Annotated in this window: 36 protein-coding genes; 15 read left to right on the top strand and 21 right to left on the bottom strand. The window is 74.1% G+C overall.

Annotated elements, in window-relative coordinates:
- Positions 1–7: 7 nt before the first annotated feature.
- Complete coding sequence (locus FHR36_RS24040) at positions 8–490, bottom strand: DUF5709 domain-containing protein (protein WP_253800245.1); 483 nt, start codon at positions 488–490, stop codon at positions 8–10.
- 840 nt (positions 491–1,330) lie between these two features.
- On the opposite strand from FHR36_RS24040, the gene FHR36_RS24035 reads away from it, so the two are divergent.
- Both FHR36_RS24035 and FHR36_RS24030 read left to right on the top strand, forming a co-directional pair.
- Entirely contained in the window at positions 1,331–2,578 is a 1,248-nt protein-coding gene (locus tag FHR36_RS24035; protein WP_253800244.1) for a carboxylate--amine ligase, read from the top strand.
- A 100-nt stretch (positions 2,579–2,678) separates the two neighbouring features.
- Complete coding sequence (locus FHR36_RS24030; RefSeq protein WP_253800243.1) at positions 2,679–3,329, top strand: GNAT family N-acetyltransferase; 651 nt, start codon at positions 2,679–2,681, stop codon at positions 3,327–3,329.
- Between the two features lie 93 nt (positions 3,330–3,422).
- Here FHR36_RS24030 and FHR36_RS24025 read toward each other — a convergent pair whose 3' ends face one another.
- The 5 genes from FHR36_RS24025 to FHR36_RS24005 form a co-directional block, all read right to left on the bottom strand.
- Positions 3,423–3,713, bottom strand: coding sequence for a WhiB family transcriptional regulator (locus tag FHR36_RS24025; protein ID WP_253800242.1), 291 nt, complete (start codon positions 3,711–3,713; stop codon positions 3,423–3,425).
- A gap of 270 nt (positions 3,714–3,983) precedes the next feature.
- A complete protein-coding gene (locus FHR36_RS24020) occupies positions 3,984–5,021 on the bottom strand; it encodes a cation diffusion facilitator family transporter (RefSeq protein WP_253800241.1) in 1,038 nt (345 codons plus the stop codon).
- Positions 5,022–5,113: 92 nt separating this feature from the next.
- Positions 5,114–5,287 (bottom strand): CsbD family protein, encoded by a 174-nt coding sequence (locus FHR36_RS24015; RefSeq protein WP_253800240.1) that lies wholly within the window; start codon positions 5,285–5,287, stop codon positions 5,114–5,116.
- Between the two features lie 87 nt (positions 5,288–5,374).
- Positions 5,375–6,355, bottom strand: coding sequence for a YihY/virulence factor BrkB family protein (locus FHR36_RS24010; RefSeq protein ID WP_253800239.1), 981 nt, complete (start codon positions 6,353–6,355; stop codon positions 5,375–5,377).
- A gap of 7 nt (positions 6,356–6,362) precedes the next feature.
- Positions 6,363–6,578, bottom strand: a complete 216-nt coding sequence (locus tag FHR36_RS24005) for a hypothetical protein (protein ID WP_253800238.1) — start codon at positions 6,576–6,578, stop codon at positions 6,363–6,365.
- Between the two features lie 233 nt (positions 6,579–6,811).
- On the opposite strand from FHR36_RS24005, the gene FHR36_RS24000 reads away from it, so the two are divergent.
- The gene (locus FHR36_RS24000; protein WP_253800237.1) at positions 6,812–7,045 is read left to right on the top strand and encodes a hypothetical protein; all 234 of its coding nucleotides are present in this window, start codon (positions 6,812–6,814) and stop codon (positions 7,043–7,045) included.
- Between the two features lie 21 nt (positions 7,046–7,066).
- Here FHR36_RS24000 and FHR36_RS23995 read toward each other — a convergent pair whose 3' ends face one another.
- The gene (locus FHR36_RS23995) at positions 7,067–7,276 is read right to left on the bottom strand and encodes a hypothetical protein (protein WP_253800236.1); all 210 of its coding nucleotides are present in this window, start codon (positions 7,274–7,276) and stop codon (positions 7,067–7,069) included.
- Between the two features lie 163 nt (positions 7,277–7,439).
- On the opposite strand from FHR36_RS23995, the gene FHR36_RS23990 reads away from it, so the two are divergent.
- From FHR36_RS23990 to FHR36_RS23970, 5 genes are all read left to right on the top strand, one after another.
- A complete protein-coding gene (locus FHR36_RS23990) occupies positions 7,440–7,631 on the top strand; it encodes a hypothetical protein (RefSeq protein ID WP_253800235.1) in 192 nt (63 codons plus the stop codon).
- Between the two features lie 14 nt (positions 7,632–7,645).
- A complete protein-coding gene (locus tag FHR36_RS23985) occupies positions 7,646–8,182 on the top strand; it encodes a ferritin-like domain-containing protein (protein ID WP_253800234.1) in 537 nt (178 codons plus the stop codon).
- Between the two features lie 157 nt (positions 8,183–8,339).
- Positions 8,340–9,425 carry an S-(hydroxymethyl)mycothiol dehydrogenase gene (locus FHR36_RS23980; RefSeq protein WP_253800233.1) on the top strand — a complete coding sequence of 362 codons (1,086 nt, stop codon included), beginning with the start codon at positions 8,340–8,342 and terminating at the stop codon, positions 9,423–9,425.
- Entirely contained in the window at positions 9,425–10,054 is a 630-nt protein-coding gene (locus FHR36_RS23975) for an MBL fold metallo-hydrolase (protein WP_253800232.1), read from the top strand. Before FHR36_RS23980 ends, FHR36_RS23975 begins: the two co-directional genes overlap by 1 nt.
- Positions 10,055–10,157: 103 nt before the next feature.
- Complete coding sequence (locus FHR36_RS23970; RefSeq protein WP_253800231.1) at positions 10,158–11,159, top strand: NAD-dependent epimerase/dehydratase family protein; 1,002 nt, start codon at positions 10,158–10,160, stop codon at positions 11,157–11,159.
- Between the two features lie 19 nt (positions 11,160–11,178).
- On the opposite strand, the gene fdxA is transcribed toward FHR36_RS23970, so the two are convergent.
- Positions 11,179–11,502 (bottom strand): ferredoxin, encoded by a 324-nt coding sequence (gene fdxA, locus FHR36_RS23965; RefSeq protein ID WP_253800230.1) that lies wholly within the window; start codon positions 11,500–11,502, stop codon positions 11,179–11,181.
- Positions 11,503–11,599: 97 nt separating this feature from the next.
- Here fdxA and soxR point away from each other — a divergent pair, with 97 nt between their 5' ends.
- Positions 11,600–12,064, top strand: a complete 465-nt coding sequence (gene soxR / locus FHR36_RS23960) for a redox-sensitive transcriptional activator SoxR (RefSeq protein ID WP_253800229.1) — start codon at positions 11,600–11,602, stop codon at positions 12,062–12,064.
- Positions 12,065–12,075: 11 nt separating this feature from the next.
- On the opposite strand, the gene FHR36_RS23955 is transcribed toward soxR, so the two are convergent.
- From FHR36_RS23955 to FHR36_RS23945, 3 genes are all read right to left on the bottom strand, one after another.
- Positions 12,076–12,420 carry a hypothetical protein gene (locus FHR36_RS23955; protein WP_253800228.1) on the bottom strand — a complete coding sequence of 115 codons (345 nt, stop codon included), beginning with the start codon at positions 12,418–12,420 and terminating at the stop codon, positions 12,076–12,078.
- A gap of 10 nt (positions 12,421–12,430) precedes the next feature.
- Complete coding sequence (locus FHR36_RS23950) at positions 12,431–12,670, bottom strand: hypothetical protein (protein WP_253800227.1); 240 nt, start codon at positions 12,668–12,670, stop codon at positions 12,431–12,433.
- Between the two features lie 171 nt (positions 12,671–12,841).
- Entirely contained in the window at positions 12,842–13,240 is a 399-nt protein-coding gene (locus FHR36_RS23945; protein WP_253800226.1) for a DUF6343 family protein, read from the bottom strand.
- 128 nt (positions 13,241–13,368) lie between these two features.
- On the opposite strand from FHR36_RS23945, the gene FHR36_RS23940 reads away from it, so the two are divergent.
- Entirely contained in the window at positions 13,369–14,253 is an 885-nt protein-coding gene (locus FHR36_RS23940) for a Rieske (2Fe-2S) protein (protein WP_253800225.1), read from the top strand.
- A 5-nt stretch (positions 14,254–14,258) separates the two neighbouring features.
- A complete protein-coding gene (locus FHR36_RS23935; protein ID WP_253800224.1) occupies positions 14,259–14,684 on the top strand; it encodes a hemerythrin domain-containing protein in 426 nt (141 codons plus the stop codon).
- A gap of 48 nt (positions 14,685–14,732) precedes the next feature.
- Here the strand turns inward: FHR36_RS23935 and FHR36_RS23930 are convergent, their stop codons facing one another.
- Positions 14,733–15,287 (bottom strand): hemerythrin domain-containing protein, encoded by a 555-nt coding sequence (locus tag FHR36_RS23930; protein WP_253800223.1) that lies wholly within the window; start codon positions 15,285–15,287, stop codon positions 14,733–14,735.
- Positions 15,288–15,628: 341 nt separating this feature from the next.
- Between FHR36_RS23930 and FHR36_RS23925 the strand changes: the two genes are divergently transcribed.
- The 3 genes from FHR36_RS23925 to FHR36_RS23915 all read left to right on the top strand — a co-directional run bounded on the left by FHR36_RS23925 (position 15,629) and on the right by FHR36_RS23915 (position 17,861).
- A complete protein-coding gene (locus tag FHR36_RS23925) occupies positions 15,629–16,078 on the top strand; it encodes a DoxX family membrane protein (RefSeq protein WP_253800222.1) in 450 nt (149 codons plus the stop codon).
- Positions 16,079–16,494: 416 nt separating this feature from the next.
- Positions 16,495–17,382, top strand: coding sequence for a SigB/SigF/SigG family RNA polymerase sigma factor (locus FHR36_RS23920; protein WP_253800221.1), 888 nt, complete (start codon positions 16,495–16,497; stop codon positions 17,380–17,382).
- 110 nt (positions 17,383–17,492) lie between these two features.
- Positions 17,493–17,861 (top strand): low affinity iron permease family protein, encoded by a 369-nt coding sequence (locus FHR36_RS23915; RefSeq protein ID WP_253800220.1) that lies wholly within the window; start codon positions 17,493–17,495, stop codon positions 17,859–17,861.
- A 227-nt stretch (positions 17,862–18,088) separates the two neighbouring features.
- Here FHR36_RS23915 and FHR36_RS23910 read toward each other — a convergent pair whose 3' ends face one another.
- From FHR36_RS23910 to FHR36_RS23870, 9 genes are all read right to left on the bottom strand, one after another.
- Positions 18,089–18,286, bottom strand: a complete 198-nt coding sequence (locus tag FHR36_RS23910; protein WP_253800219.1) for a CDGSH iron-sulfur domain-containing protein — start codon at positions 18,284–18,286, stop codon at positions 18,089–18,091.
- The gene (locus tag FHR36_RS23905; RefSeq protein WP_253800218.1) at positions 18,273–18,923 is read right to left on the bottom strand and encodes a HemK2/MTQ2 family protein methyltransferase; all 651 of its coding nucleotides are present in this window, start codon (positions 18,921–18,923) and stop codon (positions 18,273–18,275) included. Before FHR36_RS23905 ends, FHR36_RS23910 begins: the two co-directional genes overlap by 14 nt.
- Positions 18,924–18,952: 29 nt before the next feature.
- Entirely contained in the window at positions 18,953–19,435 is a 483-nt protein-coding gene (locus FHR36_RS23900; protein ID WP_253800217.1) for a flavin reductase family protein, read from the bottom strand.
- A gap of 23 nt (positions 19,436–19,458) precedes the next feature.
- Entirely contained in the window at positions 19,459–20,520 is a 1,062-nt protein-coding gene (locus FHR36_RS23895) for an iron-containing redox enzyme family protein (protein WP_253800216.1), read from the bottom strand.
- Between the two features lie 18 nt (positions 20,521–20,538).
- Positions 20,539–21,354: a dimethylargininase gene (gene ddaH / locus FHR36_RS23890; RefSeq protein WP_253800215.1), complete on the bottom strand. Its 816-nt coding sequence runs from the start codon at positions 21,352–21,354 to the stop codon at positions 20,539–20,541.
- Between the two features lie 24 nt (positions 21,355–21,378).
- A complete protein-coding gene (locus FHR36_RS23885) occupies positions 21,379–21,837 on the bottom strand; it encodes an SRPBCC family protein (protein WP_253800214.1) in 459 nt (152 codons plus the stop codon).
- Between the two features lie 97 nt (positions 21,838–21,934).
- Positions 21,935–22,339: an ATP-binding protein gene (locus tag FHR36_RS23880; RefSeq protein ID WP_253800213.1), complete on the bottom strand. Its 405-nt coding sequence runs from the start codon at positions 22,337–22,339 to the stop codon at positions 21,935–21,937.
- Positions 22,340–22,460: 121 nt separating this feature from the next.
- Positions 22,461–23,459 carry an SDR family oxidoreductase gene (locus FHR36_RS23875; protein WP_253800212.1) on the bottom strand — a complete coding sequence of 333 codons (999 nt, stop codon included), beginning with the start codon at positions 23,457–23,459 and terminating at the stop codon, positions 22,461–22,463.
- 70 nt (positions 23,460–23,529) lie between these two features.
- Entirely contained in the window at positions 23,530–24,486 is a 957-nt protein-coding gene (locus FHR36_RS23870) for a TIGR03557 family F420-dependent LLM class oxidoreductase (protein WP_253800211.1), read from the bottom strand.
- A gap of 221 nt (positions 24,487–24,707) precedes the next feature.
- Here FHR36_RS23870 and FHR36_RS23865 point away from each other — a divergent pair, with 221 nt between their 5' ends.
- Positions 24,708–25,796 carry a carboxylate-amine ligase gene (locus tag FHR36_RS23865; protein WP_253800210.1) on the top strand — a complete coding sequence of 363 codons (1,089 nt, stop codon included), beginning with the start codon at positions 24,708–24,710 and terminating at the stop codon, positions 25,794–25,796.
- Positions 25,797–25,804: the final 8 nt, after the last annotated feature.

The following is a 25,804-nucleotide window of genomic DNA, read 5'->3' as shown; positions in this document are numbered from 1 at the left end:
CCGCAGGTCACCGGGGTACGTCACGCCCCGCGTCCTCGTCCGGGATGACGTGGACCGCGGCCTCCTCCGCGCCCGCGGCGCCGGCATCGATGCCGACGTCCGACGCGACGAGATCCTTCTCGGTGTCGGCATGGGCGCCCTCGTCCGGGGCAACCAGACGCCCGGCCCGCCGGTCGCCGACCTCCGGGTCGAGCGGTTCGCCCTCCCCGCCGGGCAGGTCGCCGATCCCGTCTCCCTCGGCGGGCGCCACCTCGGGTTCCTCCCGTGCCAGCCGTTCGCCCAGCGGCTCCCCGGCGCGCTGCTCGGCGGCCGTCACCCCGGTGCGCTCGACGCCGAGTGGTCGCTCGGGCGGTGACCAGCCCTCGTCCAGGACATCGTCGTAGTCGCGCTTGTCCAGGGCGTTCTGCAGGTCGAGGGGTGCCGCGTCGGCCTGCTCCTCCATGTCCCCGGTCGGCTGGTGGACGTCGTCGCGCATGCGGTCGGTGCTCATGCTCTCCTCACCCTCACCCTCTCCGTCGCCGTCCGGGACCGTGCGCTCCGGCGCGTACCCGCCCGATCGCCGGGCAATCGGTCGCGCGGCGCGTACGGCGGCACCGATCTTGTTTCGACCGGGCCGACCGGTGCAGACGCCTCGCGAGGCCGCCCCACGGCAGGCGAGTGGGTCGACTCCTCGCGTCGACCTGACGGGAGCGGCCGGGAGGAGGAGACGATCGAGATGAGCATCCGCCGGCGGGCACGGGCCGCTGTCAACGCACTCGCCCCGACGCCCAGGACTCAGCGGCCGGACCCCGACACCCGGCCGGCCCCGCCCGGTGATGCGCCCCGGTCGGGTGGGACGGTCGCAGACCTCCCGCTGCGGTCGGACACACCGACGAGGCGCGGCCGGCCCCACCCGCGGCTGACACCGCCGCACCCTGAGACGGAGGACGAGCAGCCATGCGAGCAGTGACTGTGCGGTCCGGAGGAAGCGTACGGGGGCGCCAATGCGCTCGGCTCGTGCGCCGTCGGGCCGTCAGTCGGCTGTGCGGCCTGCGGTCGGCCAGGGTCCGGCGCAGCTCGGGGTCTGCCGCCGGTCCGGTGTGGCGTGGGCCGGCTGGTCCGGGTGGGTGCTGCTGTGCTCGGGTGGCCGTGTCGGCGGTGGTGCCTGGTGGACGTGATGGCCCCGGCTGGTGACGCTGGTGGATGGGCCGGTCGCGGACCCCCGAGCGCGACCGACCCTCGCACGTCCCGGCCCTGCCTGCCTGCCCCACCCCGGGCGGTCCGGGTACGGGGTGGGTGTCTGCACAGCTGTCGGGGATGGTCGGGGACCGTACGCGCCGGAAAGGGACGAGTGACCGCTGTGGAGCAGAGCCGACTCGATCTGGCCGGCGAGGTGCCGGTGCTGCTGGTCAAGGTGGGCGGCTATCCACTGGGCTACGGGACGCTCGGTGCGGTCCGGTCGCTGGGCCGGCTCGGGGTGCCGGTGTACGCGATGGTCGAGGACCGGTGGACGCCGACCGCGATGTCCCGCTATCTGACCCGTGCCTTCGTCCGCCCCACCAGCGGCCGGGAATCCCCCGAGCATGTGCTGGCGATCGTCCGGGACATCGGCCGGGCGATCGGTCGCCGGTGCATCGCGCTGCCCACCGACGACGAGGCGGCGGTCCTGCTCGCCGAGCACGCAGCGGACCTCGCCCCGACGTTCCTGCTTCCTCCGGTCCCCGCCGCGCTCCCGCGGCGGCTGGCCGACAAGGGCTCCATGCGTGAGCTCTGCGGACAGTTCGTCCCCGTGCCCCGTGGCGTCGCGGTCCGCGGCACCCGCATGGAGGCGGCGCGGGCCGCCCGGATCATCGGCTACCCGCTGGTGCTGAAGAACCTGGAGCCGTTCACCCGGCTGTACCGCCCGGTGGTCCCGCACACCACGGTCGTGCAGGACGAACACCAGCTGCTGGCCTTGTGCCGAGCCGACGGCAACCTGTCGGTCCTGGTCGAGGAGTACCTGCCGCGCGAGAGTTCGGAGAGCTGGTCCACCCATCTGTGCTGCGGTCCCGGTGGCGAACCGCTCGCCGTGTTCACCGGGCGGAAGCTGCGTTCCTACCCACCCGCCGAAGGGTCCGCCACCCGGGCCTGTTCGGTGCCGAACCCCGAGCTGGCCGATCTGGCCGCCCGCCTGTGCAAGCAGCTCGGCTACAGCGGTGTCGCCGATCTCGACTGGAGGCTGGACCGGCGCGACGGCCGGTACAAGCTGGTCGACTTCAACCCCCGCACCGGCGCCCAGTTCCGCCTGTACGAGACCGTGCACGGCGTTGACGTGGCCCGTGCCCTCCACCTGTCCCTCACCGGTCGTGCGGTGCCCCAGGGGCCGCAGCTGGAGCGCTACTTCGCTGCCGGCCAGCTGGACCTGCTGTCCGCCGCGACGGCGACCTGGCAGGATCGCCACGTACCGTCCGACCTCCGACCGCGTCGCTCCACCGAACGCGCCTGGCTCTGCCGCGACGACGTGGTGCCCGCAGCCGCCATGGCTGTTCGCTTCGGCGGGCAGGCGATCCGTCGCCTGGCCGGCCTGGCCCGGCGTCCCCTGACCGGAGCCCGCGGCTGACAACCGCCGGCCGGGAGCGCGAGGAATCACCCTGGGCAGACCCTTGAAGTGTCCGTAAGGTGTGAGTTTCAGTAGAGACTATTACGCCAGGGGTTGCCTCATGCCGGAGTCGGACATCACGGAACTCGTCCGGATGTGGATCGCGGGCTGGACTGTTTCGCGTGGCTCCGCCGAGCCGGTGGACCGGCCCTGGGGCTGGAGCATCGATGTCGGCGCGCCGGCCGGCGAGGTGGCCCGGCACGTGCTGCCCGCGCCGACCGAGGCCGATGTCCGCAAGCTCGCCGAGACGATCACTGCCCCGCACACCTGGCTGAAGCTCTTCGCCGCCGGGGACAGCGTGCGCCCCTGGCTGGGCCCGCAGTGGCGGCAGGATGCGGCGGCCTTCCTGATGACCGTCGAACTCACCCCCGAACGGCCGACGGTCCCGGACGGCTACACCGTGACGACTTGGGAGCGTGGCGGGGTGCTTCGGACGCTGGTGCGGGACGAGGCCGGGCACCAGGCCGCGCGCGGCCAGGCGGGCCTGGCCGGCCCGGTGGCCGTACCGGACCAGATCGTCACCTCGGCCGACCACCGCCGCCGCGGCCTGGGCTCCGTGGTGATGCGGACGCTGCAGTCGGCCGCGTACGAGCGGGGCGCACGCACCGGCGTCCTCGTCGGCAGCGCCGAGGGGCAGGCGCTCTACGCCACGCTCGGCTGGACCACCCACGCCACGATGGCGAGCCTGGTGCTCGAGCCGACGAACGGCTAGCGCGCACCGGCCCCATGGCCCTTTCGGAAGGCTGCCGGGACGCTGAGCCATGGAGAGAGGGCGGCTGTCGAGCGGTCGGCGTTCGGCGCAGGGCTATCGGCCGCGGTGGGTGACGGGGCCGAGGAGGGCGGAGCGTTCGTCCTCGCTGAGGCCGCCCCACACGCCGTAGGGCTCGCGCACCGCGAGGGAGTGGTCGAGGCAGCGCTTGCGGACGGGGCAGGAAGCGCAGATCCGCTTGGCCGCCGCTTCGCGCTCGTCGTGGGCCTGCCCGCGTTCTCCGGCCGGGTGGAAGAACAACCGCTCGTCGGCACCCCGGCACGCCGCTTGCAACTGCCAGTCCCACGCCTGGTGGACCGGCTCCGGGAGACGCGATGTCACCGTCACGAACTGCTCCTCTCGACCATGTCGGCCCTCGTCGGGTCGACGGCACGGATGTCGCTACGTTCTTGCCGACGGGTGCGGTTCGGCACCCACCGCATGCCGGTCCGGCCACGGCGTCCGGGATCGGTCCAGGACGGGCCCGAGAGGGGTGCCCAGTCGGGGGCAGGGCGCGCGGGTGTGCGGCGAGTGGCCGCCTGCCCTGGGTGGGCAGGGATATGCGCTGCCGCTCGAAGATCCGACGAGCTGTCAGGTAGGCGCATGTCCGGGGACAGCTCAGTTCGGGGGTTCGTCGTGCTCGGTGGCGATGCCGTCGAGGTCGCGCTTCAGCGCGCGGGCCCGGGCGCGGCCGTCCGCGTCGGCGTCGATGATGTCGAGGAAGATCTGGTCGAAAGCCGGGTGCGCCTCGCGCAGGTCGCGCTTGATCCGTACGCACACCTCCTCGACCTCCTCGCTGTCCAGGCCCTCCCGCAGGTCCACCCGGGCGGCGAGCATGGCGGAGTCGGTGCCGAGCCGCATGGTGAGCAGCGCGGTGACGGTGTCGATCTCCGGCTGACCGGCGAGCAGGGTGTGGGCCTCGCGCTGCAGGTGCGGGTCGACCGCCTGTCCGACCAGCAGGCTCTGGGCCTCGTGGCCGAGCCGGTAGGCAACGCCGATGAGGAGCGCACCGATGGCCACTGCGGCGGCGGCCTCCCAGACCGAATCGCCGGTGATCTGGTGGGCGGCGACGCCGCCGGCGGCCACCAGAACGCCGAGGACGGCGGTGGAGTCCTCGGCGAGCACGGTGCGGGCGGTGGGATCGCTGGTCCGCCAGAGCCGCCGGGATCCACGGGTTCGCGCTTCGCCGCGCAGCTGGACGACCACCCGGGTGAGCGAGATGCCGTCGGCGACCAGCGCCACAGCCAGCACGACGTACACCGGCAGGAAGTCCTCGGGCCGGGTCGGCGGGGAGACCCAGGCGTGCAGGCCCTGGTAGAAGGAGAAGCAGCCGCCGGTGACGAAGATGCCGACCGCGGCCAGCAGCGACCAGAAGAACCGTTCCTTGCCGTAGCCGAACGGGTGGCGCGCGTCCGGTCGGCGGCGGCTGCGGCTCAGCGACATCAGCAGGAACACCTGGTTGAGGCTGTCGGCGAGCGAGTGCGCCGCCTCGGCGAGCAGCGCGGGGGAGGGCGCCAGCGCCCCGGCGACCGCCTTGGCCGCAGCGATCACCAGGTCGGCCACCAGCGCCACCACGACCGTCAGCCGGGTCTCCCGGTCGGCCCGGTGGTGCTTCGGTGCGGCCTGCGGGGGCAGGGGTTTCTCGTCGTGGCCCATCGTGATCGGTGAGGTCGGGGAGTGCGCGGACGCCGACCGCCTCCGGCCAGGTGTGCTCAGCCGGAGGCGGTCGGGGCCGTCTGACGCGGTGGTCAGCGCTTGGCGGCGTCCTTGAGCTTCTGGCCGGCCTGGGCGACATCGCCCTTCATCTGCTCGGCCTTGCCTTTGGCGACCAGACGCTCGTTGCCGACGGCCTTGCCGGTGGCCTCCTTGACCTTGCCCTTCGCCGTCTCGGCGGTGTGTTCCATCTTCTTCTTGGTGCTCATGACGCTCCTCGGGTCGGAGTTCCGGGCCGGTCGTGCGTCTGCCCGGTCGCGCCGCGGCCAATCGTGCTGAGGTCGATCGCGCCGGGGTCAATCGTGGCGAGGTCGGTCGTCCTGCTCGTCCGTGAACACGACGTCGACGTGCTGCTCCGGCCGCCGCTCCTCCTGGCGGGCCAGGGACTCCAGCACCTCCTGGTCGGGCATGGTCAGCGGCCGCTGCAGCAGGCTGCGGGGCCACAGGCCGCGGGCCAGCACGACGTTGGTCTCGGCCGCGTACAGCGTGATCTGCGAGGCCAGGTACAGCCAGGACAGCAGGCCGATGACGGTGGCGAAGAAGCCGTAGACCTGGGACGTGTGCCGCAACTGGTGCGAGACCAGCAGGGCTCCGAAGGTCTGGAGCACCGTGAACATCGGACCCGCGAGCAGGCAGCCGGGCAGCAGGGACCGGGTGGGGACGTCCGGCGGGGTGAGGACGCGGAAGCAGGCCAGGCACAGGGCCGTGTTGACCACCAGGGAGAGGACCAGGGCGCCGGCCCGGGCCGCGTCCCCGCCGAGCGTGGTGCCCACCAGCGTGGCGGCGCCGGTGGCCAGCACCAGGCCGGTGCCGAGCACGGCGAACAGCAGCAGGCTGCGCAGCAGCCGCGGGAAGTAGCCGGGACGCCGTACGCCCGGGATGTTCCACACCTGGGCCATCGCGTGCTGCAGGATCTGGGCGATGCCGAGCGCGCCGTACAGCAGCCCGAGCACGCCGATGGTGACGGCCAGCGCGCTGCCGGACAGCGAGTGGACGTTCTCCCGCAGCTGGCCGCCGATCACCGGGAAGTCGGCCAGCGCCGAGTCGACCACCCGGCGCTGCGCCTCGGGGTGCCCGTGCAGCGCGAAGCCCAGGGCCGTGCTGAGCAGCAGGAGCAGTGGGATGAGGGCGACGAAGCCGTAGTAGGTGATCAGCGCGGCGAGCTGGCCGCCGCGGTCGTCGCCGAACTTCTTGACCACGCCCACGACCAGCGCGGCCGGCGAATGGCGCTGTTGCGCGCGGTCGACGCGTTGCAGGAAGTCCTCCACCGCGGACACGGCGGGGTCACCGCCCGGGGTGCTCGTCGTCGCGGGTGTCGTCCGCCGGTTCGGCCTGCTGCTCGCCGACCGTCGTTCCGCCCCGGACGGTCCTGACGGTGTGCGGCCGGTCCGGCGCGTGGGCCCCGGTGTGGTCGGCCTCGCCGTGGCGGGGGTGGCGCGGGTCGGGCTCGTCGTGGTCGAGCGGGACGCCGCCGGCGCCGCCCTGGGGGAGGTCGTTCATGATCACTCCTCGGTCGGGTGCGGTCGCGCCGCAGGTCCGCGGCGCGGTGAGCGGGGACAGCGCGGTGCCGTCCGCGCCGGGACGTGTGCTCGCGTACGGGCCGGGCAAACGGCCGGGCCGGGGCCGGGCGGGCGGGCCCGGGCAAGGAAAACCGGCCCGTCCCGCATCGGCGGGCCGGGACCGGGTACGCCAAGGGAGACCACTCGGTGACGCGGACGAGAAGGGCGACATCCATGATCCAGGTATCCGTGACCGTGATCACGACGCCCGACGACCGTCTGTTGATCCCGGCCGAGCAGGTCACCGACCTGCTGCGGCAGCTGGCGAGCGAGTTGTCGCAGGGGCCGGAGGCGGACCTGTCCGACCTGGACCCGGAGACGGCCCGGGTGTTCGAGCACCTGCTCGTCGACCTCGCCGACCAGGTGGACACCGAGTGCATCGCCCTCGCCTCCGAGAGCGAGCACTGAGCCGGCCCGTCGCGCCCCCGGTCACTCACGGACCGGTTCGTACGGCGGCAGCTCCAGCTGCTCGATCCTGCGGAAGCGACGGGCGCGCCGCTCGACGCCGTGCGTACGCCGTCCGGGGTCGGCAGCGGGCGTGCTCCCGGGCGGACGCCGGCCCGCGGGGTCGGGCGCGCCGCCGCCCCCCGTCTCCGGGATGCCGAGGGTGCCGTGAGGCGGGTCGTCCTGGCGATTCATCTCCGCTCCTTCCTGATCGCCGCGGCGTGTGCCCCCGCTCCCGGCCGGCAAACGACCGACCGGCAAACGACCGACCGGCGGACGGTCCGATTCCGGAGGCTTCGGGCGGGTAGGCGCGTCGGCGACTTCCCGACCGTTTTCGAACCACCGAAGGAGGCCCGCCATGGCCGAGCGCGAGGAGCGCGACGTCGTCCGCACCAGCACTCAGGAGCTGCCCGGGTACCGCCTGCGCCGCCGCCCGCAGACCCGATCCGCCCGGGGCGGCGTGGACCGGCGCGCCGGCGGCCGCGACGAGCCCGACACCGCCGCCCGGCTGGGCGACGCCGAACTGTACGCCGTCCTCGGCGAGGACTGAGCGGGGGTGCACCGATGACAACCGACGACTTCGTCCTCGACGTCAGCCGCATCCGCGACGAGGCCCGGCAGAAGATGGACGCCGGTCCGGTCACCAGTACGTACGGCCTGGACCCGCAGGAGGTGATCGCGGTCCTCAACGACGTGGTGGCCACCGAGGTGGTCTGCTGGCTGCGCTACACGCGACACGCCATCTCCGCCACCGGCATGGACCGCGCCCAGGTCGCCGCCGAGTTCACCGAGCACGCCGGACAGGAGATGCAGCACGGCCTGCGCGCCGCCGAACGCATCTCCCAACTGGGCGGCGAGCCCGACTTCGACCCGGCGACCCTGGCCCGGCGGGCCCACACCGACTACACCACCACGGCCGACGACGACCTCAAGGCGATGCTGGAGCACAACCTGATCGCCGAACGGATCGTCATCTCCACCTACCAGGAGATCGCCCGCTGGCTGGGCGACCGCGACCCGACGACCCGGCGGATGATCGAGTCCATCCTGGCCGAGGAGGAGGAGCACGCCGACGACATCCTCGACCTGTTGGCCCGCTGAGTGCCCCGGTGGGTCCCCGCCACCGCCGGCCCGGTCCGCCCCGGCTCCCGTGGCTCCCGCGCATGCGCCTGTCCCGCCGTCACAATCGACGTAGGTTGGGTGCCGTACGGCGAAAGCTGTACGGCAGAACCGGAACCACGGAAGGCAGGAGAGCGCGATGGCGCAGCAGGTGCGGGGTGTGATCGCACGGTCCAAGGGGGCGCCCGTCGAGATGGTGACGGTGGTGGTCCCCGACCCCGGCCCCGGCGAGGCGGTGGTGAAGGTCCAGGCGTGCGGGGTCTGCCACACCGACCTGCACTACCGTGAGGGCGGCATCAACGACGACTTCCCGTTCCTGCTCGGCCACGAGGCCGCGGGCGTGGTCGAGTCGGTCGGCGAGGGCGTCACCGAGGTCGCGCCGGGCGACTTCGTGATCCTCAACTGGCGTGCGGTGTGCGGGCGGTGCCGGGCCTGTCGGCGCGGCCGGCCGTGGTACTGCTTCGACACCCACAACGCCAAGCAGAAGATGACGCTGACCGACGGCACCGAGCTGTCCCCGGCGCTCGGCATCGGCGCCTTCGCCGAGAAGACGCTGGTCGCGGCCGGCCAGTGCACCAAGGTCGACCCGGCCGCCTCCCCGGCCGCCGCGGGCCTGCTCGGCTGCGGCGTGATGGCGGGCCTCGGCGCCGCGGTGAACACCGGCGCCGTCGGCCGCGGCGACTCGGTCGCCGTCATCGGCTGCGGCGGCGTCGGCAACGCGGCCGTCCTGGGCGCCCGGCTGGCCGGCGCGGCCCGGATCATCGCCGTCGACCTGGACGCCCGCAAGCTCGCCAAGGCCCGCGAGCTGGGTGCGACCGACACCGTCGACGCCGGTTCGGCGGACGTGGTCGAGGCGATCCGCGCCCTCACCGGCGGCCATGGGGCGGACGTCGTCATCGACGCGGTGGGCCGCCCAGAGACGTACCGGCAGGCGTTCTACGCCCGCGACCTGGCCGGCACGGTCGTGCTGGTCGGCGTGCCCACCCCCGAGATGCAGCTGGAACTGCCGCTGCTCGACGTCTTCGGCCGCGGCGGCTCCCTCAAGTCCTCCTGGTACGGCGACTGCCTGCCCAGCCGGGACTTCCCGATGCTGATCGATCTGTACCTGCAGGGCCGGCTCGACCTGGACGCGTTCGTCAGCGAGACCATCCCGCTGGACGGCGTGGAGCAGGCGTTCGAGCGGATGCACAAGGGCGAGGTGCTGCGATCGGTGGTGCTGTTCTGATGGCGGCGCGCATCGAACACCTCGTCACCTCCGGCGAGTTCACCCTCGACGGCGGTACCTGGCAGGTCGACAACAACGTCTGGCTGGTCGGCGACGACCACGAGGTCCTGGTGATCGACCCCGCGCACGACGCCGAGGCCGTCGCGGCCGCGGTCGGCGACCGCCGACTGGTCGCCATCGTCTGCACCCACGGGCACAACGACCACGTCAACGCCGCCCCCGAGCTGGCCGACCGCACCGGCGCGCCGATCCTGCTCCACCCCGACGACGCGGTGCTCTGGCAGCAGACCCACCCCGAGCGCAAGCCCGACGCAGACCTCGCCGACGGTCTGCGCCTGACGGTGGCCGGGACGGACCTGGCCGTGCTCCACACCCCCGGGCACAGCCCCGGCGCGGTCTGCCTGCACGCCCCGGACCTCACCACCCTCTTCAGCGGGGACACGCTGTTCTCCGGCGGCCCGGGAGCCACCGGCCGGTCCTTCTCCGACTTCCCCACCATCATCCGGTCGATCCGCGAGCGGCTGCTCGTCCTCGACCCGGACACCGTGGTGCGGACCGGACACGGCGACTCCACCACGATCGGCGCCGAGGCGCCGCACCTGGCCGAGTGGGTCGCCCGAGGACACTGACCGACGGGTCGTCCGGGCCGCCCTGCCGAGGGCGCCCGGCGGCCGTTCCGCTCCGAGCGAGCACCGTTGAGGGCGGCCGTCCGGGGCGGGCAGAGTGGTTGCCATGAGACTTCTCGTCCTGGGCGGAACGGAGTTCGTCGGCCGCGCCGTCGCCGACGCGGCGCCGGCGCGCGGGTGGCAGGTCACCGTGTTCCACCGCGGACGCCACGACCCGCCGGCGGGCGCGGTCTCCCTGCTGGGCGACCGCGCCGACTCCGACGGTCTGGCGGCCCTCGGAGTCGGCGCGTGGGACGTCGTGGTCGACACCTGGGCCGGCGCACCCACCGCCGTACGCGACGCCGCCCGGCTGCTGGCCGGGCGGGCCGGTCACTACGTCTACGTCTCCAGCCGGTCGGTCTACGCCCACCCCGCGCCCGCCGGCCTCACCGAGGCCGCCCCCGTGGTCGACGGCTCGCCGGACGCCGGCGAGGTCGCCTACCCGCAGGCCAAGCGCGGCGGAGAGCTGGCCGCCACGGGCGCCTTCGGCGACCGGGCGCTGCTGGTACGGGCGGGCCTGATCCTCGGCCCCCGGGAGAACGTCGGACGCCTGCCGTGGTGGCTGACGCGGATCGCCCGCGGTGGCCCCGTCCTGGCACCCGGCCCCCGCGACCTCCCGCTGCAGTACATCGACGTCCGCGACCTGGCGGACTGGATCCTCGGCGCCGTCGACCGCGGACTCGGCGGCCCGTACAACCTGGTCGGCCCGCCCGGCCACACCACCATGCGGGACCTGCTCGACACCTGCGTCGGCGTCACCGGCGCCCCGGCCGAACTGTGCTGGGCCGAACCGGACACGATCCTCGCCGCCGGCATCCAGCCGTGGAACGACCTCCCGCTCTGGCTCCCGCCCGGCGACCTGCACGCGGCACTGCACGGGACCGACGTCACCAAGGCCCTCGCCACCGGCCTGCGCTGCCGCCCGGTGGCCGAGACCGTGGCCGACACCTGGACCTGGCTGCGGTCGCTCTCCGGACGGCCGCCCCTGCGCACCGACCATGCGCCGGTCGGCCTCGCCCCGGAGAAGGAGGCCGAGATCCTGCGCAGCCTCGGCCGTCACGCGGACTGAGGCTCCACGACTCCCGGACTCAGACCGGGTCCTGGGCCGGGAGCGCTGCCACGACCGGATGGTCCCGCGGGATCAGACCGAGTTTCGCGCTCCCGCCGGGGGAGCCGAGGTCGTCGAAGAACTCGGCGTTCACGGCGTTGAACTCCGCCCACTCCTCCGGGGTGTCGTCCTCGAAGAAGATCGCTTCGACGGGGCACACCGGCTCACAGGCGCCGCAGTCGATGCACTCGTCGGGGTGGATGTAGAGCATCCGCTCACCCTCGTAGATGCAGTCGACCGGGCACTCGTCCAGGCAGGCCTTGTCCTTGACGTCCACACAGGGCATGGCGATGACAAAGGTCAACGGACCGCCCTCCTCTCCGGATCGGGTCGTACTCGCTGTTCCGACGCAGCCGACCGTACGGCCTCAAGTAAGCTTGAGGTCAAACAGGAGGCGGCGCATGGCGAGCTACCCATCCGGCGAGGTCAGGGCCACCCCGGACGACTGGCTGGGCATCGGCGAGGTCAGCGCGCGGACCGGCGCGGCGGTGTCCGCCCTCCGGTTCTACGAGGAACTCGGCCTGATCGCCTCCGAACGCGACGAGCGCAACCAGCGCCGCTACCCGCGGCACATGCTGCGCCGGATCGCCCTGATCTCGGTGGCGAAACGGATCGGCATCCCGCTGCAGGACCTCCGGGAGGCGTTCGCCGACGTACCGCTCGACCGGCCGCCGAGCCACCAGGAGTGGCAGCGCGCCTCGCGCGGCTGGAAGCGGCGGCTGGAGGAGCGCCGGCAGACCATCGAGCGGCTGGAGGCCGAACTCACCGGATGCATCGGCTGCGGGTGCCTCTCGATGAAGGCCTGCGCCCTGCTGAACCCGGGCGACGCCCTCGCCGAGGACGGAGTCGGCCCCCGGCGGCTGTGAGGGGCCCGGCTTCAGTCGGCCTCCAGTGCGTCCGCCCGCCGCATCAGGTCGTCCGCGATGTCGTCCCAGTCCGGACCGAACAGCCACAGGCTCTCGGCGGCCTCGCGCATCAGCGCCGGCTCGTCCGGCCGCTGCAGGAGCACCAGCCGGTACGCCAGGTTGCGGACCCAGACCGGCAGGTACCCGTTGACCGGCGGCGGGCACAACTCGTGGATCATCGCCATGATCGACTCCGCGTCGGCGAACGTCAGCTCCTGGACGAAGTGGTGCTCGTGGTGCGGCTCGTCGCACTCCGGCGTGGGCCGGAACTCGTCGCCGTAGAGGCATCGGGCGTGCTCGGTCAGCGTGCGGTGCATGGCTCCGACCCTACGGCCGAACCGGGCCCGGCCCGCCGGCGGTCTCGCTGCAGCCGTAGGCGAGGTGGGCGAGCAGCCCGAGAACGCTGCCGAAGACGCAGACGGCCGGCCAGGTCAGGGGCGGGAACCGTCGGGTACGCGGGTGGTGCGAGATGTCGAGCATGCACAGGACGGCGGGGAGGACCGCGAGCAGCGGGACGATCGCGAACCACAGGCTGGGCGGCGGTGAGCCGAGGGCGGCGGCGGACATCGGTCCCGGCCTACGGGGCTTCGGGGGTCCGGAACTCGGCCGGCCCGCGCGGGGGCGGTCGCCGGCCCTCCGCCCGGGGCGTCTGGCCGGTGGGCCGCGGGCGTAGACCGACCCGGACATGCGCGACCCCGGACCGCTCGTGCGGGCGGTGGTGGACGGTCCGCTGGTGGCTCAGTCGGGCGTACGGTCGCGTCCCTGGCCGGCCGCCAAGCGGCGGCGGACGATCAGCAGGTCGACCGCGGTGATCCCGGCGAAGCCCGCGCAGACCGCCGCGAAGACGGCCCAGGTGGTCCGGTCGGGCGTGGGGCCGGTGCCGGAAAGGGCGGCGAGCACGGCGAAGGCGACAGTTCCGACCAGGAAGAGGGCGAGGAAGACGGCCGCGAGCAGGCGGCGCAGCTCCAGGTCGCTGCGGGCGGTGACCGGCTCGGTGCCCCGGCGGACGCCGTCCTGGGGCCGCAGCTCGGGCATGGTCCGCCCGGGGCCCTCCGGGGCGTGCGGGAAGTCGTGCCGCTCGCCCGCCCGGCGGACGTCGGGTCCCGGCTCGGACCCGGGTTTGCGGTGGACTGCCATGGCGACTCCTCGCACGGCATCGAGGGCAGTGGCTTCGTACGGCACCTACCCCGCCACCCGCCCGGTACACGGCGCACTCCTGCCCACTCGCGCGGTTTGGCCCCGGGCCGATCGGAAAGCCGCAGGTCATGGACGGATCCACACTCCACACCCCGCTCCGCGGCGTCGACCTGCCCAGCTGGCTGGACGCGCCGTCCCGATGGCAGGCCCTGGACCCGGTGTCGGACGCGCTCCAGCACGCCGTGGCCGGGCTGCCGCTCGGACCGGCCCGCGACGTGCTGCACGGCGTGCCGCTCGGCCACCCGCTGCACCCGGCGCTGGCGCAGGTCCCGATCGGCTGCTGGCTGTCGGCGAGCCTGCTCGACCTCGCCGGCGCACCGCCGGAGGCCGCCGGCCGGCTGACCGCGGCCGGACTGGCCGCCGTCCTGCCCACGCTCTGGGCCGGCTGGGTGGACTGGGCCGACCTGCCGCCGACCCACCGCCGAACCGGCCTGGTGCACGCGCTCGGCGCGGTGACCGCCGCGGGCCTGCACGTCCTCTCGCTGCGTGCCCGCCGGCGCGGCGACCAGGCCGCCGGGCGTCGCTACGGCCTGTGCGGCACCGCCGTGGTGTCCGCGGTGGCGGCCCTCGGCGCCCACCTGGCGTACCGTCAGGCCGCCGGTGCGGCGCACGCCGAGGCGGCGCCGCGGCTGGCGCCGCCGGGGTGGCACTCGGTCGGCGCGGTGGCGGAGTTCCCGGTCGGCGTCCCGGTCCGGCGGATGCTCGGCGAGGTCCCGGTGGTGGTAATCCGCTCCGGCGACCGCTTCGACGTGCTCGCGGACCGCTGCACCCACATGGCGGGCTCGCTGTCCGAGGGCGAGGTGGCGGACGGCTGCATCCGCTGCCCGCTGCACGGCTCCCGGTTCCGCCTGGCGGACGGCCGTCCGGTGCACGGTCCGGCGACCGCGCCGCAGCCGCGGTTCGAGACCCGGATGCTCACCGATCGACTGGAAGTCCGGCCGCAGGGCGGCTGAGGACGATGGCCGAGGACGTCATCGACCGGATCACCCGCGACCACCGGGAGATGCTGCGCCTCGGCGGCCGGCTGCGCGCCGACCCGGAGCGCCGCGCCGCCGCTCGGATGCGGCTGGACGCCCTGGTGCGCGGGCACGTCCGGGCCGTGGAACGGCACGTGCACCCGCTGGTCACCCGCGAACTCGCGGTCGGGCAGCCGGTCGACGAGCGGACCCGGGCCCTCGACCGCCGGATGGAGACCCTGCTCGACCGGCTCGCCCGCTCCGCGCCAGGGTCGGAGTACGAGGCGGTGGCCGACCGGATGGTCGACGCGGTCACCGAGCACGTCCGCTTCGAGGAGGCGGAGGTCCTGCCGCACCTGCGCGGCGCGCTCGCCCCGGAGCGACTGGCGTCGCTCGGCGAGCTGTACGGGCTGGCGCGGGACCGGTAGCGCGAGACCGGTGGCCCGCCCGGGGCGGGCCGGACCGGCTGCTCCGGGTCAGGTCCCGGGGGACGACGGCCCGGATCCGAGGATCCCGTCCCGAAGCGGCCGGTCCGGCGGAAGGGCGCCCGACCGGCTGCTTCGGGGCGGAGTCGACGACGTCGCGGCCTCCGTCCTGCGGGCGCTGTCGCCCAGGGCGTCCAGCGTGTGGTCGGAGAGGTCCCCGCGGACCGCCTCGAAGAGCAGCGCCTCCTCCTGGGCGAAGTGGCGGGTCGCTTCCTTCGCCAGCACCGTCAGCAGGCGGTCGAAGTCGGTGGAGCCCGCCCGGGCCCGCGACAGCTCCCGCACCAGTGCCTGGAGGGCGGCGTGTGCGGCGAGCGCGTCGTCCACCGCGGTGTCGCCGCGCGGGCGGCTGCGGCGGACCAGCGGGTAGAGGTGCTCCTCCTCGGCGGCGAGGTGCTCGACCAGGGCGGCCGAGGCGGCGTCGGCCCGTTCCCGGCGCCGGGCGTGATCGTCGAGAGGGGTTCCCGCCAGCTCGCCGAAGCGGGCCCGGAGGGCCGTGTGATCGGCCGTCAGCTGTTCCAGCAGGTCGCGGTCGTCGTGGGTGGTCATCGCTCCGACCTCCCGTCGGGGGGCAGTCACCCGCGCGTCTGCCCGGTGCCCCGACCGGAAAACCCGCCCCTGCCCGGCTGGGGACCGGTGTGCTCCGGCGGCGCCGGGGTAGCCGCCCGGCACGACCCCCGAGCCCCTGGAGGAACCGTGCGGCCGCGTCGATCCACCCCCGTCGTTCCCCGCCCCGCCCACCACCGGACGGGCCGCCGGACCCCGCTCGGCCCGTTCGGACGGCGTCGACGGTACCCGGCTCCGCTCTGCGCCCAGGACCGGGCCCGCTACGCCCGGACCGACCGCGCGTCCTCGTGATTCAGCGCCGCCCGAGCGGATAGGCGACTGCCATGGCTATCGTCAGAATCTGTGCACGTCCCCTGCTGGCGTCGATGTTCCTGGTCGGCGGAGCGGACGCGGTCCGGCATCCGGAACCGCTGGTGCCCGCGGCCCGCCCGGTGGTCGAGTCGCTGGACGAGCTTCCGGTGGTGCCCGATCGCGTCGCCACCGCGGTCCGCCTCAACGGCGGGGTGCAGACCGTCGCGGCGCTGATGCTCGCGTTCGGCCGAATGCCCCGCCTCGCGGCGGCCGTGCTGGCCGCCACCCTGGTGCCGGTCACCGCGGCCGGTCACCGGTTCTGGGAGGCCGAGGGCGACGACCGGCGCCAGCAGCGGATCCACTTCCTGAAGAACCTCTCCATGCTCGGCGGACTGCTCATCGCGGCGGGCGAACCGACCCGCCGGCCCGCACGCCGCGGAACCGTGGCCCTCGCTCAGCTGCGCGACCACCTTCCCGGGTGAACGACGCCTCGGGTCCGTGCCCCGACCACGCGGCTCCCTGTCGAACCGACCGCAGGGGGTGGGCCTGCGATGACCGTACGTGAGGGGGTCGACCCGGCTGGTGACGCCCGACTCGCTGCCGTCACCTGCGCCGACCTGCGGCAATCCGCCCCGGGGTGGACTCGAGTGTTGGTTGGAGGATTGATTTGCGCAAGGGTGGGTAGGACCACAGGACGAAGCGGAGGGATTGATCCCGCTTCGTGGCGCGGGAGGCCATCGAGCCCCCGTGCCACGGCACGGTCCCCGTGCCGGGAAGCCGTCGTCTGAAGCAGCCGGGCGGAGCGGCGTCCCACGGCCCGCACGTCCGACGCAGCGGTGCACCCTGGAGTGCCACCGTGCCGGTGCGGCCACCCCGGAACGCTCTGGGAGATGACCCCGTGTCCGCCCCCACCGATCAGGTCGACCTCGCCCTCGCCGTGCCCGATGTAGACCCCATGTACCGGCCCACCCCGCAGGAACTGCGGACGATGGGCAAGACCGAGGCCCGGGCGCTGAGCGACGCGCTGTTCCGCCGCCTCGCCGGGCTGGAGCCCGGCACCCGCACGTACAGCTACGTGCGGGGAACCATCATCGAACTCAACATGCCCCTGGTCCGCTTCGTGGCCGGCCGGTTCCGTCACCGCAGCGAGGAGCTGGAGGACATCCTCCAGGTCGGCACGGTCGGCCTGATCAAGGCGGTCGACGGCTACGACCTGGACCGCGACGTCGAGTTCGTCACCTACGCGATCCCCACCATCAGCGGCGAGATCAAGCGGTTCTTCCGCGACACCTCGTGGCCGGTCCGGGTGCCGCGCAGCGTCCAGGAGCTCTACCTGCTGGTCGCCCGGGCCTCCGACCGGCTGGAGCAGGACCTCGGCCGGCTGCCCACCACCGTCGAGCTGGCCGAGGAACTCGACCTCAGCGAGGAGCAGGCCGCCGCCGGCCTGCGCGCCGGACGGATGTACCGCGCTGACTCGCTGGACGCGCTGCGCGACCGCGACGCGGACGAGCCGGGCGGGGCGCTGCTCGACCGGATCGGCAGTTGTGATCCCCGGCTTGAGCTGGTCGACCTCCGCGAGGCCGTCCGGCCGCTGCTGGGCAAGCTTCCGGAGCGGGAGCGCCGCGTGCTGCTGCTGCGCTTCTGGGGACACCAGACGCAGTCCCAGATCGCGAGCCGGATCGGGGTGTCGCAGATGCACGTCTCGCGCATCCTGTCCGCCACCCTGACCTGGCTGCGCGAAGAGGCGGACGCCGACGTCGACGCCGACTGCGACGGCGACGACTGAACGCAAGGAACGGTTTCGGACAGCGGCAAACGGTCATACGCGCGACCGACCGACGGCGCCCGACGGTCCTCAACGGCCGCCGGGCGCCCCCACGAGGAATTGAGTCCCACGTGCGGATCAGGCACCCGTCGGAGCGCGGCGGACCGGGCCGGGCCCGGTTCGGGCGGCTCGCCGAGGCCGCCTCCAACTTCACCGCGTCCGGGCTGTTCTACGCCCTGTGCGTGCTGCTGGTGGCCGGGTACGTGACGGTCTCGGCGCTGGGCCTGCCGCTGGCGTGGCGGATGGCCCTGGGAGACGCCATGACGGCCGTCACCCTGCTGCTGATCGCGCTGCTGAAGAACTCCGAGCGGCGCGCCGAGCACGCCGTCCAACGCAAGCTGGACGCCATCGCGAACGCCCTGCTGGAACAGAAGCAGGGCGACGACCGCGACGCGCGCAAGGACCTCGAGGCGGCCATCGGCATGGACGAGGAGATCTGACACCCCTCGGGCGCCGCCAGGTATCCCCAGGTCGGAGGTGTCGGCGATGGACGGGCCCACCCTCTCCGGTCGCGGGCGTCGGATCCTCGCGGAGATCGAGGAGGACCTGCGGGCCGCCGACGGGTTGCCGGCCCGCGCGCCGGCGACGATGCTCTACTACCGCCTGGCGCGGCCGGCGCGGGCCGTCGGTCGCCTCGCGGCCCGGCGCACCACTCCGCGCCGACCGGTCACGGCCGCCGCCGTCGGTGGCTGGTGTCGCAGAACGGGAAGCGGCGGCTGCGGCGGCAGGTGCAGAGTGCCACCACGGGCCGGTCGCAGTGCATCGCGGTACCGTCCGGCAGGACCACCTCCACCGGCCCGTCGACCAGCACCGGGCCGCGCTCGGTGAGGCGGACCCGGGGTATTCGGGGCTCAGTCGCGGACACCGCGGACCACCACCAACTCCTCCTCACGTACGCCCGGCGGGATCAGCCCCTGCTGCTCGAACCAGGCGGCACGCCCGGACATCACCGGGCCGAACTCCTGGGCGCGGCGGGCCGCGACGGAGGTCCGCAGACCCGCCCGGCGCAGCGCGGCGACGGTGGCCGCGGGATCCGCCAGGGACGACTGGACGATCAGCAGCACGCCGTGCGGGGCGAGCAGCCGCGGTGCCTGCCGGCCGATCCGGTCGAGCAGGCAGCGTCCGTTCGGCCCGGCGTCCCAGGCCCGGGCCGGGCCGCGGCGGGGCGCCACCGGGGCCTCGGCGGGCACGTACGGCGGGTTGGAGACGATCAGGTCGAAGCGCGCGCCCGCGACCGGCGCGGTGAGGTCGCCGCGCCGCAGGTGGAGGGTGCGGCGGTGCAGTCGGGCATTGAGCCAGGCGGTGGCGAGGGCGAGCCGGGAGACGTCCACGGCGGTCACCTCGGCGCCCAGGTCGGCGGCGGCCAGGGCGACCGCGCCGCTGCCTGTGCCGAGGTCGAGGCAGCGCGCCCCGGCCGGTACGCGTTCGCGGCGCAGGGCCTCGACCAGGAGGCCGGTGTCGCCCTGGGCGTGGTAGACGCCCGGTGGTCGGAGCAGCATCATGGTCGCGCGTCTGCCCGTCCCGGTGCGGTTCACGCCGGATGTCCGGGGTCCAGGGTGCTGACGTCCCGGAGGGACAGCACCCGGTGGCGGCCGGGGGAGCGGTGGGCGTCGGTCGGCTCGAGCAGGTGGGCGGTGTGGTCGCCCCAGGCGGCGCGGTCCAGGATCCGGCCGACGAACCAGGCCGGGGCCCCGCCGAGGACGGGTACGCCGCCCGCGCCGGGGGTCCACGGCACATCGGCGAACTTGTCGACCTCGTCGCCGGTCCGGGCGCCGAACAGCTCGGCCAGGCGGCGGTCGGCGACCAGGTGGACGGCGGCGAACTCGGCCTCGGCGGCGATCCGGTGGGTGCGGTTGGTCCGTGAGATCCACGCGGTGAAGCGCGGCGGGTCGATCGAGCACTGCCCGGCGAAGCCGACCAGACAGCCGGCCCGTTCGCCGTGCGAGGCGGTGGTGACGAGGTACACCGGGTAGTCCAGCAGCGCGGTGAAGGCGTCGAAGCCGTCCGGGTCCACGGCGGGCTCCTTCCGATCCGGGGTCAGGCGGCCGCTGCGGGCCGCGGTGCGGTCCGCAGTGAACTGCGCCCGGCCCGCCAGGCGGTCAGCAGGTGCCGGGCGAGGCGGTCCTCGACCGCTCCGGTGGCGGCGATGCCGAAGGCGACGTCCCCGGCCAGCTCCGGCTCCTCGGCCAGCAGCGGGTCGATGACGGTCAGTCGGACCTGCTGCTCGTGGACGGCGTCGGCCACCACATGCTCGCGGTAGAACAGCGTGCCGTCCGGGCCGGCGCCGAGCCGCTCGAACGCCTCGGCGAGTCGGGCCGCCCCGGGCGGCGAGGTGATCTCGACCGCGGCGAACTGGCCCACCAGCGCGCCCCGCAGGGCCCGGTGCAGGCCGAACATCGACATCAGGTTGACCACGGCCAGCGCCGGGGCGGGGACGGCGTCCAGGTAGCGCCCGTACGCCGGGTCCAGGCCGAAGTCGGCCATCATCCGGGCGAACAGCAGGGCGTGGGCGCGCTCGGGGTGCCCGGAGCCGTACTCGTCGTACTGCACCGCCACCAGCGCCGCCTTCGCCGGGTGGGGCAGCCGCGGCACCACCCACATCTGCGGGTCGGCCTCCTTGAGGTGGTAGAGCGAGCGGTGCACCAGGTACTCGGCTGCCTGCCGGCGCTCGCCGGCGGTGAGCAGGTGGTGGGACGGGCTGTCGGGGCCGCCCGGATCGGCGGCCAGCAGACCGGCCAGCGCCTCGTCCGGCAACGGCAGCGGATCGGTGACGCGGCGCAGCTCGGTGAGGAAGCACCGCTCCAGGTGGCCGCGCAGGCGGAGCAGGTCAGGATCCCACTCCCAGCCCGGGTCGACTCCGGCGAAGCCGCGGTAGTGCAGCTCGTAGCAGAGGTAGAGGGCGAGTTGGAGGTCGTCGTCCCAGGCGGTCGGCGGGGCGTGGTCGGGGGCCGGCGCGGGCAGCGGGCCGGCGGGTGGCTGCCCCGGCGGGCCGTGCAGGCGGTCCAGGACGTGGGCCGAGAGCGGGCCCCGGGGGTGGGGCAGCGTGGGCGGCAGGTGCGGCGGGAGCAGGGGCGACACGGGTGAGGCGGTGGCGGTCATGGCGGCTCGTCCAGGGGCTCAGCGGGAACGCAGTTCGAGGGTGCAGCACTTGGGCCCGCCGCCGGCCTTCATCAGCTCGGGGACGGCGACCGGTACGGGGGTGAACCCGGCGGCGTGCAGACGGTGGGCCAGGGACCGGGCGGCGGCGGGGAGGACGACGTGGCGTCCGTCGCTGACGGCGTTCAGACCGAACACCGCGGCGTCCGCCTCGTCCGCGAGGATCGCGTCGGGGTAGAGCGTGTGCAGCAGGCGGCGGCTGGGGAGCGAGAACGCAGGCGGGTAGTACATGATCCGGTCGTCGTCCAGCACGGCCAGCGCGGTGTCCAGGTGGTAGAAGCGCGGATCGACCAGGTGCAGGGTGATCACGGGACGTCCGAGCAGCCGGGCGGCCTCGCGGTGCGCCGCCCGGCTGGTGCGGAAGCCGGTCGCGGCGAGGATCCGGCGGCCCGCGACCAGCAGGTCGCCCTCGCCCTCGTTGACCGCGCCGGCGGCGAACACCGGCCGGAAGCCGGCGGCGGCGAACCAGCGGCGGTGCGGCCCGGACTCGCCCGCCCGTTCGGGGTGGCGGAACCGGGCCACCAGGACCCGGCCGTCCACCACGGTGGCTCCGTTGGCGGTGAACACCATGTCGGGCAGCCCCGGCACCGGCTCGATCACCTCGGTGCGGTGGCCGAGCCGGGCCAGGGTGTCCCGCAGCAAGCGCCACTGGGCCTGTGCCGCCGGCCGGTCGACCGGCCGATCGGGGTCCATCCACGGGTTGATGGCGTAGTCGACCGAGAAGTAGGTCGGCGGGCACAGCAGATAGCGGCGGCGGCTCGGGTTTTGCGACGTCATCGTGCGCTCACGCCCGGGGCCCGGTCAGCTCGGGCTGATCCGGCCGCGCCAGCTGCCCGACTCGAGGCCCTTGTCCTCGATGTAGGCCTTGAAGCGCCGCAGGTCGCCCTTGACCCGCCGGTCGACCATCCCCATCATGTCCGCGGCCTTCTCGGCGACGCCCTCCGGCTCGAAGTCCATCGCCAGCCGGATCCGGGTGTGGTCCTGGTCCATGCGCTCGAACGTCACCACGCCCATCTGCCGGACGTCGCCGTCGATGGTGCGCCAGGCGATCCGCTCGTCCGGCAGCTGGTCGACGATCTCGGTGTCGAACTCGCGGGCGACCCCGCCGACCTTCGTCCGCCAGTGGTTGTGCCGGTCGCTGATCTGGGTGACCTCCTCCACACCCTCCATGAAGCGGGGGAACTCCTCGAACTGCGTCCACTGGTTGTAGGCGGTGTGCAGCGGCACGTCCACCTCGACACTTTCCTGCACCATGCTCATGGCGGTCTCTCCTCCGTCTCGGGTGCGCGCCGCGCCTACCCCGCGGTGCCGGACCCACACCGACACCGGCACCGCGATCGGTCAGCCCCGGCGGAGGTCACGGGGCGACGACCAGTACGGCCCACACGGTCTTGCCATCGGGCGCGGGCGTGACGCCCCAGCGGACCGCCAGGCGGTCGACGATGTGCATGCCGTGCCCGCGCGGGCGGGCCGGCCGGTAGGGGAGGACGGCCGGCGGCCGGTCGCTGCTGTCGGTGACCGCCACCACGATCCGCCCCGGCAGCAGGTCGACGTCGATCGCGGTCGGGCCGGGCGTGTGTGCGTACGCGTTGGCGAGCAGCTCGCCCGTGACCAGCAACAGGTCCTCGGTCCGGCGCCGGTCCATCCCGCCGGCGTCCGCGGTCTCCCCGAGCAGCCGGCGGACGAGCTTCCTCCTGTCCTGCGGGTCGGGCCTGTCGACCACGCCGAGCGGCAGGTGCCAGTGGTGCGCGGTCTCTGCCATGGCCCGAATCCCTTCGGCTCGCCCGGTATCCATGCGCCTGTCCGGATGCGGCCATGGCAACCCGATGGCGGCCGTTTCCTTCGGGCCTCGCGACCGTTTCGTCCCGCGACCCGCACCGGCGTCAGCCGGCCGAGTGCGTCGCCAGCCGGGCCACGCCGCGCAAGGCGTCGGCGAGCCGGTGCGAGGCCCACTGCTGTGCGCTGCGGCCGTGGGACCTCTCGTCGAACCGCCCGCAGGTGCCGACGTCCCGCCGCTCGTCGAGCGGCCGCTCCAGGTTGTCCGGCTCGGCGGCGGGCTGCCGCTCGTCGGTCTGCTGGGAGTCGAAGCCGGTCCGGGCCAGGTAGCGGTCCAGCAGACCGGGCACCACCGCGTTGGCGATCAGGGTGGCGGCCGTGCTGGCCCCGACCCAGTACTCGCGGCGCCTCGGGTGGTCGGCCGCGTACAGCACGGCCCGCCCCGCCACCCCCGGCTGGTAGATCGGCGGCACCGGCTGGGCCCGCCGGGGCAGCCGGGAGCGGACCCAGCCGAACTGCGGTGTGTTGACCGCCGGCATCTGCACCATGGTCACCCGCACCCCGGTGCCGGAGGCGAGCAGTTCGCACCGCAGCGCCTCGTGGAAGCCCTGGATGGCATGCTTGGCCCCGCTGTACGCGGTCTGCAGTGGGATGCCCCGGTAGGCGATCGCCGAGCCGACCTGGACGACAACGCCGCGGTCGCGCGGCAGCATCCGCCGCAGCGCCGCGCCGGTGCCGTACACGAAGCCGAGGTAGGAGACCTCGGTGACCCGCCGGAACTCCGTCGGGCTGATCTCGGTGAACCTGGCGAAGACGGAGGTGAAGGCGTCGTTGACCCACACGTCGATCGGGCCGAGCTCGTCCTCGACGCGGGTCGCCGTCGCCTCCACCGCGTCGGGGTCGGAGACGTCCACCTCGAAGGTCACCACCTTGGCGGCGCCGGCGTCCTCGGCCTCGCGGGCGGCGGCTGCCAGACCTGCGTGACCGCGGGCGATCAGCGCCAGCCGGTCGCCGCGGGCGGCGAAGGCCAGCGCGGCGGCCCGTCCGATGCCGGCGCTCGCCCCGGTGACCACCACGGTGCGGGTGACGGCGGGGGAGTTCGTCATGACGCGGCGTCTGTCCCGAACGCGCGATCGACAAACCGATCGCGGGTCTGCCGGTCAGCTGCGCAGCCGGTCAGCCGCGCAGCGCGGGCAGCACGCGGGAGGCGTACGCGTCGAAGAACTCCTCCTGGTCGGGTCCGATCTGGCCGACGTACACCTCGTCGAAGCCGGCCGAGGCGTACGCCCGGACCGTCTCGACGTGGCGCTCGGCGTCGTCGCCGCAGGTGACCGCCCGGCCGACCGTCTCGCGGGTGACCAGCTCGCTCGCCTGCTCGAAGTGGGCGGGCGTGGGGAGCAGCTGGGCGAGCTCGCCCGGCAGCAGTTCGGTCGGCCAGCGGCGGTGGACGGTGTCGACGGCCTTGTCCCGGTCGGCGCCCCAGCAGACCTTGACCCCGCCGATCACCGGCTTCCCTGGGCCGCCCGCCTCCCGGAAGGCACCGACGAGGTCGGTGTCGGGGTTCATGGTGACGAAGCCGTCGCCGATCCGGCCGGCCACCTCGGCAGCCTTGGGGCCGAAGGCGGAGACGTACACCGGCAGCGGGCCGTCCGGCGGCGTGTACAGGCGGGCGTTGTCCACCGTGTAGTGCACGCCCTGGTGACTGACCAGGCGGCCGGTGAACAGCTCGCGCATCACCGCCACCGCCTCCTCCAGCATCTGTGCGCGTTCCTCGTAGGACGGCCAGCGGTCGCCGAGGATGTGCTCGTTCAGCGCCTCGCCGGTGCCCACGCCGAGGGCGAAGCGGCCGCCCAGCAGCACACTGGAGGTCGCCGCCGCCTGCGCGGTGACCGCCGGGTGCAGGCGCATGGTGGGACAGGTGACCAGGGTGGTGACGGGCAGGTCGACGGCGCGGGAGAGGGCACCGATCATCGACCAGACGAACGGACTGTTGCCCTGGGCGTCGTTCCACGGGTGGAAGTGGTCGGAGATCGCCAGCCGGGTGAAGCCCGCCCGTTCGGCGCGCCGCGCCTGGTCGAGCAGCTCGGCCGGGGTGAACTCCTCGCAGGACAGGAAGTAGCCGTACTCGGTCATGGATCTCATCTCCTTCGGTCGGCCCCGCGGCGCGGCTACCCGGGCGCTCCGGCCCGGGGCGGACTCCCACCTGTGCAGCGGAAGGGTCACGGTCCTACCGGGCGGCTGACCGCCCCACCGCCGGTGAAACCCGCGCGTACCCGCCGCGACGCCCGCAGCAGCTTTTCCCGAATGGTCCGAATCCGCGGATACCCGGGCGGCCCGGCGGGTACGGGGAAGATGTGCTCACGATCGGCGTGGAGGAGGAGTACCTGCTCCTCGCCCCGGTGACCGGAGTGCCGGCCGCCCGGGCCGGCAAGGTGCACGCCCTCGCCGACGCCCAGGCCGCGCTCACCGAGGGCGAGGTGCAGCGCGAACTCATGCAGGCCCAGCTGGAAGTCGCCACCCCCGTCTGCGAGAGCCTCGACGAGGTCGGCGGTCACCTGCTGCGGATGCGGCACGCCCTCGCCGAAGCCGCCGAGGCGAGCGGCTGCCGACTCGCCGCCACCGGCTCCGCGCCCTTCACCGACCGGCTGACCGTCCCCATCACGACCAAACCCCGCTACCGCAAGCTGCGCCGCTCCGCCCCCGGCGTCGCCGACGAACTGCTGATCAACGGCATGCACGTGCACGTCGGCGTACCCGACCGGGAGGCCGGCGTCCGGGTCCTCAACGCCCTGCGGCCCTGGCTGCCCGTTCTCACCGGCCTCGGCGCCAACTCCCCGATGTGGCGCGGCCGCGACTCCGGCTTCGCCAGCTGGCGCACCCTGGTCTTCCAGGGGCTGCCCGTGATCGGGCTCCCGCCCGAGTTCGACGGCGCCAAGGACTACGACCAGCGCATCCAGGACCTCGTCGACACCGGCTTCATCGGCGACCGCGGCCAGCTCTACTGGCACGCCCGCCTCTCCGAGCGCTTCCCCACCGTCGAGGTCCGCGCCATGGACGTCCAGCTCCAGGTCGACGAGGCCGTCCTGCTCACCGGCCTGATCCGGGCCCTCGCCGCCCGCACCCTCGACGGCGGCGAACCGCTGCGCGGCTACCCGCCCGAATACTTGCGGGCCGCCTCCTGGCACGCCGCCCGCAACGGCGCCTCCGGCCTTCTCCACGACCCCCGCACCGGCCGCCTCGCCCCGTCCCGTGAGGTCGCCGCCGGCCTGCTCACCCACGTCGACGCCGAACTGCGCGCCAACGGCGAACGCGACCGCCTCGCCACCCTCCTCGACCGCCTCCACCACCACGGCAACGGCGCCATGCGCCAGCGCCGCACGCTGCGCCGCCACGGGCGCACCGCCCTGGTCCGGATGATCGCCGACCAGACCGTGGGCACCTGACCCGCGGC

Source organism: Kitasatospora cinereorecta, from assembly GCF_024172095.1.
GTDB lineage: Bacteria > Actinomycetota > Actinomycetes > Streptomycetales > Streptomycetaceae > Kitasatospora > Kitasatospora cinereorecta.
Note: the sequence above shows the minus strand (reverse complement) of the source record. Positions and strands in the feature narration are given on the sequence as shown.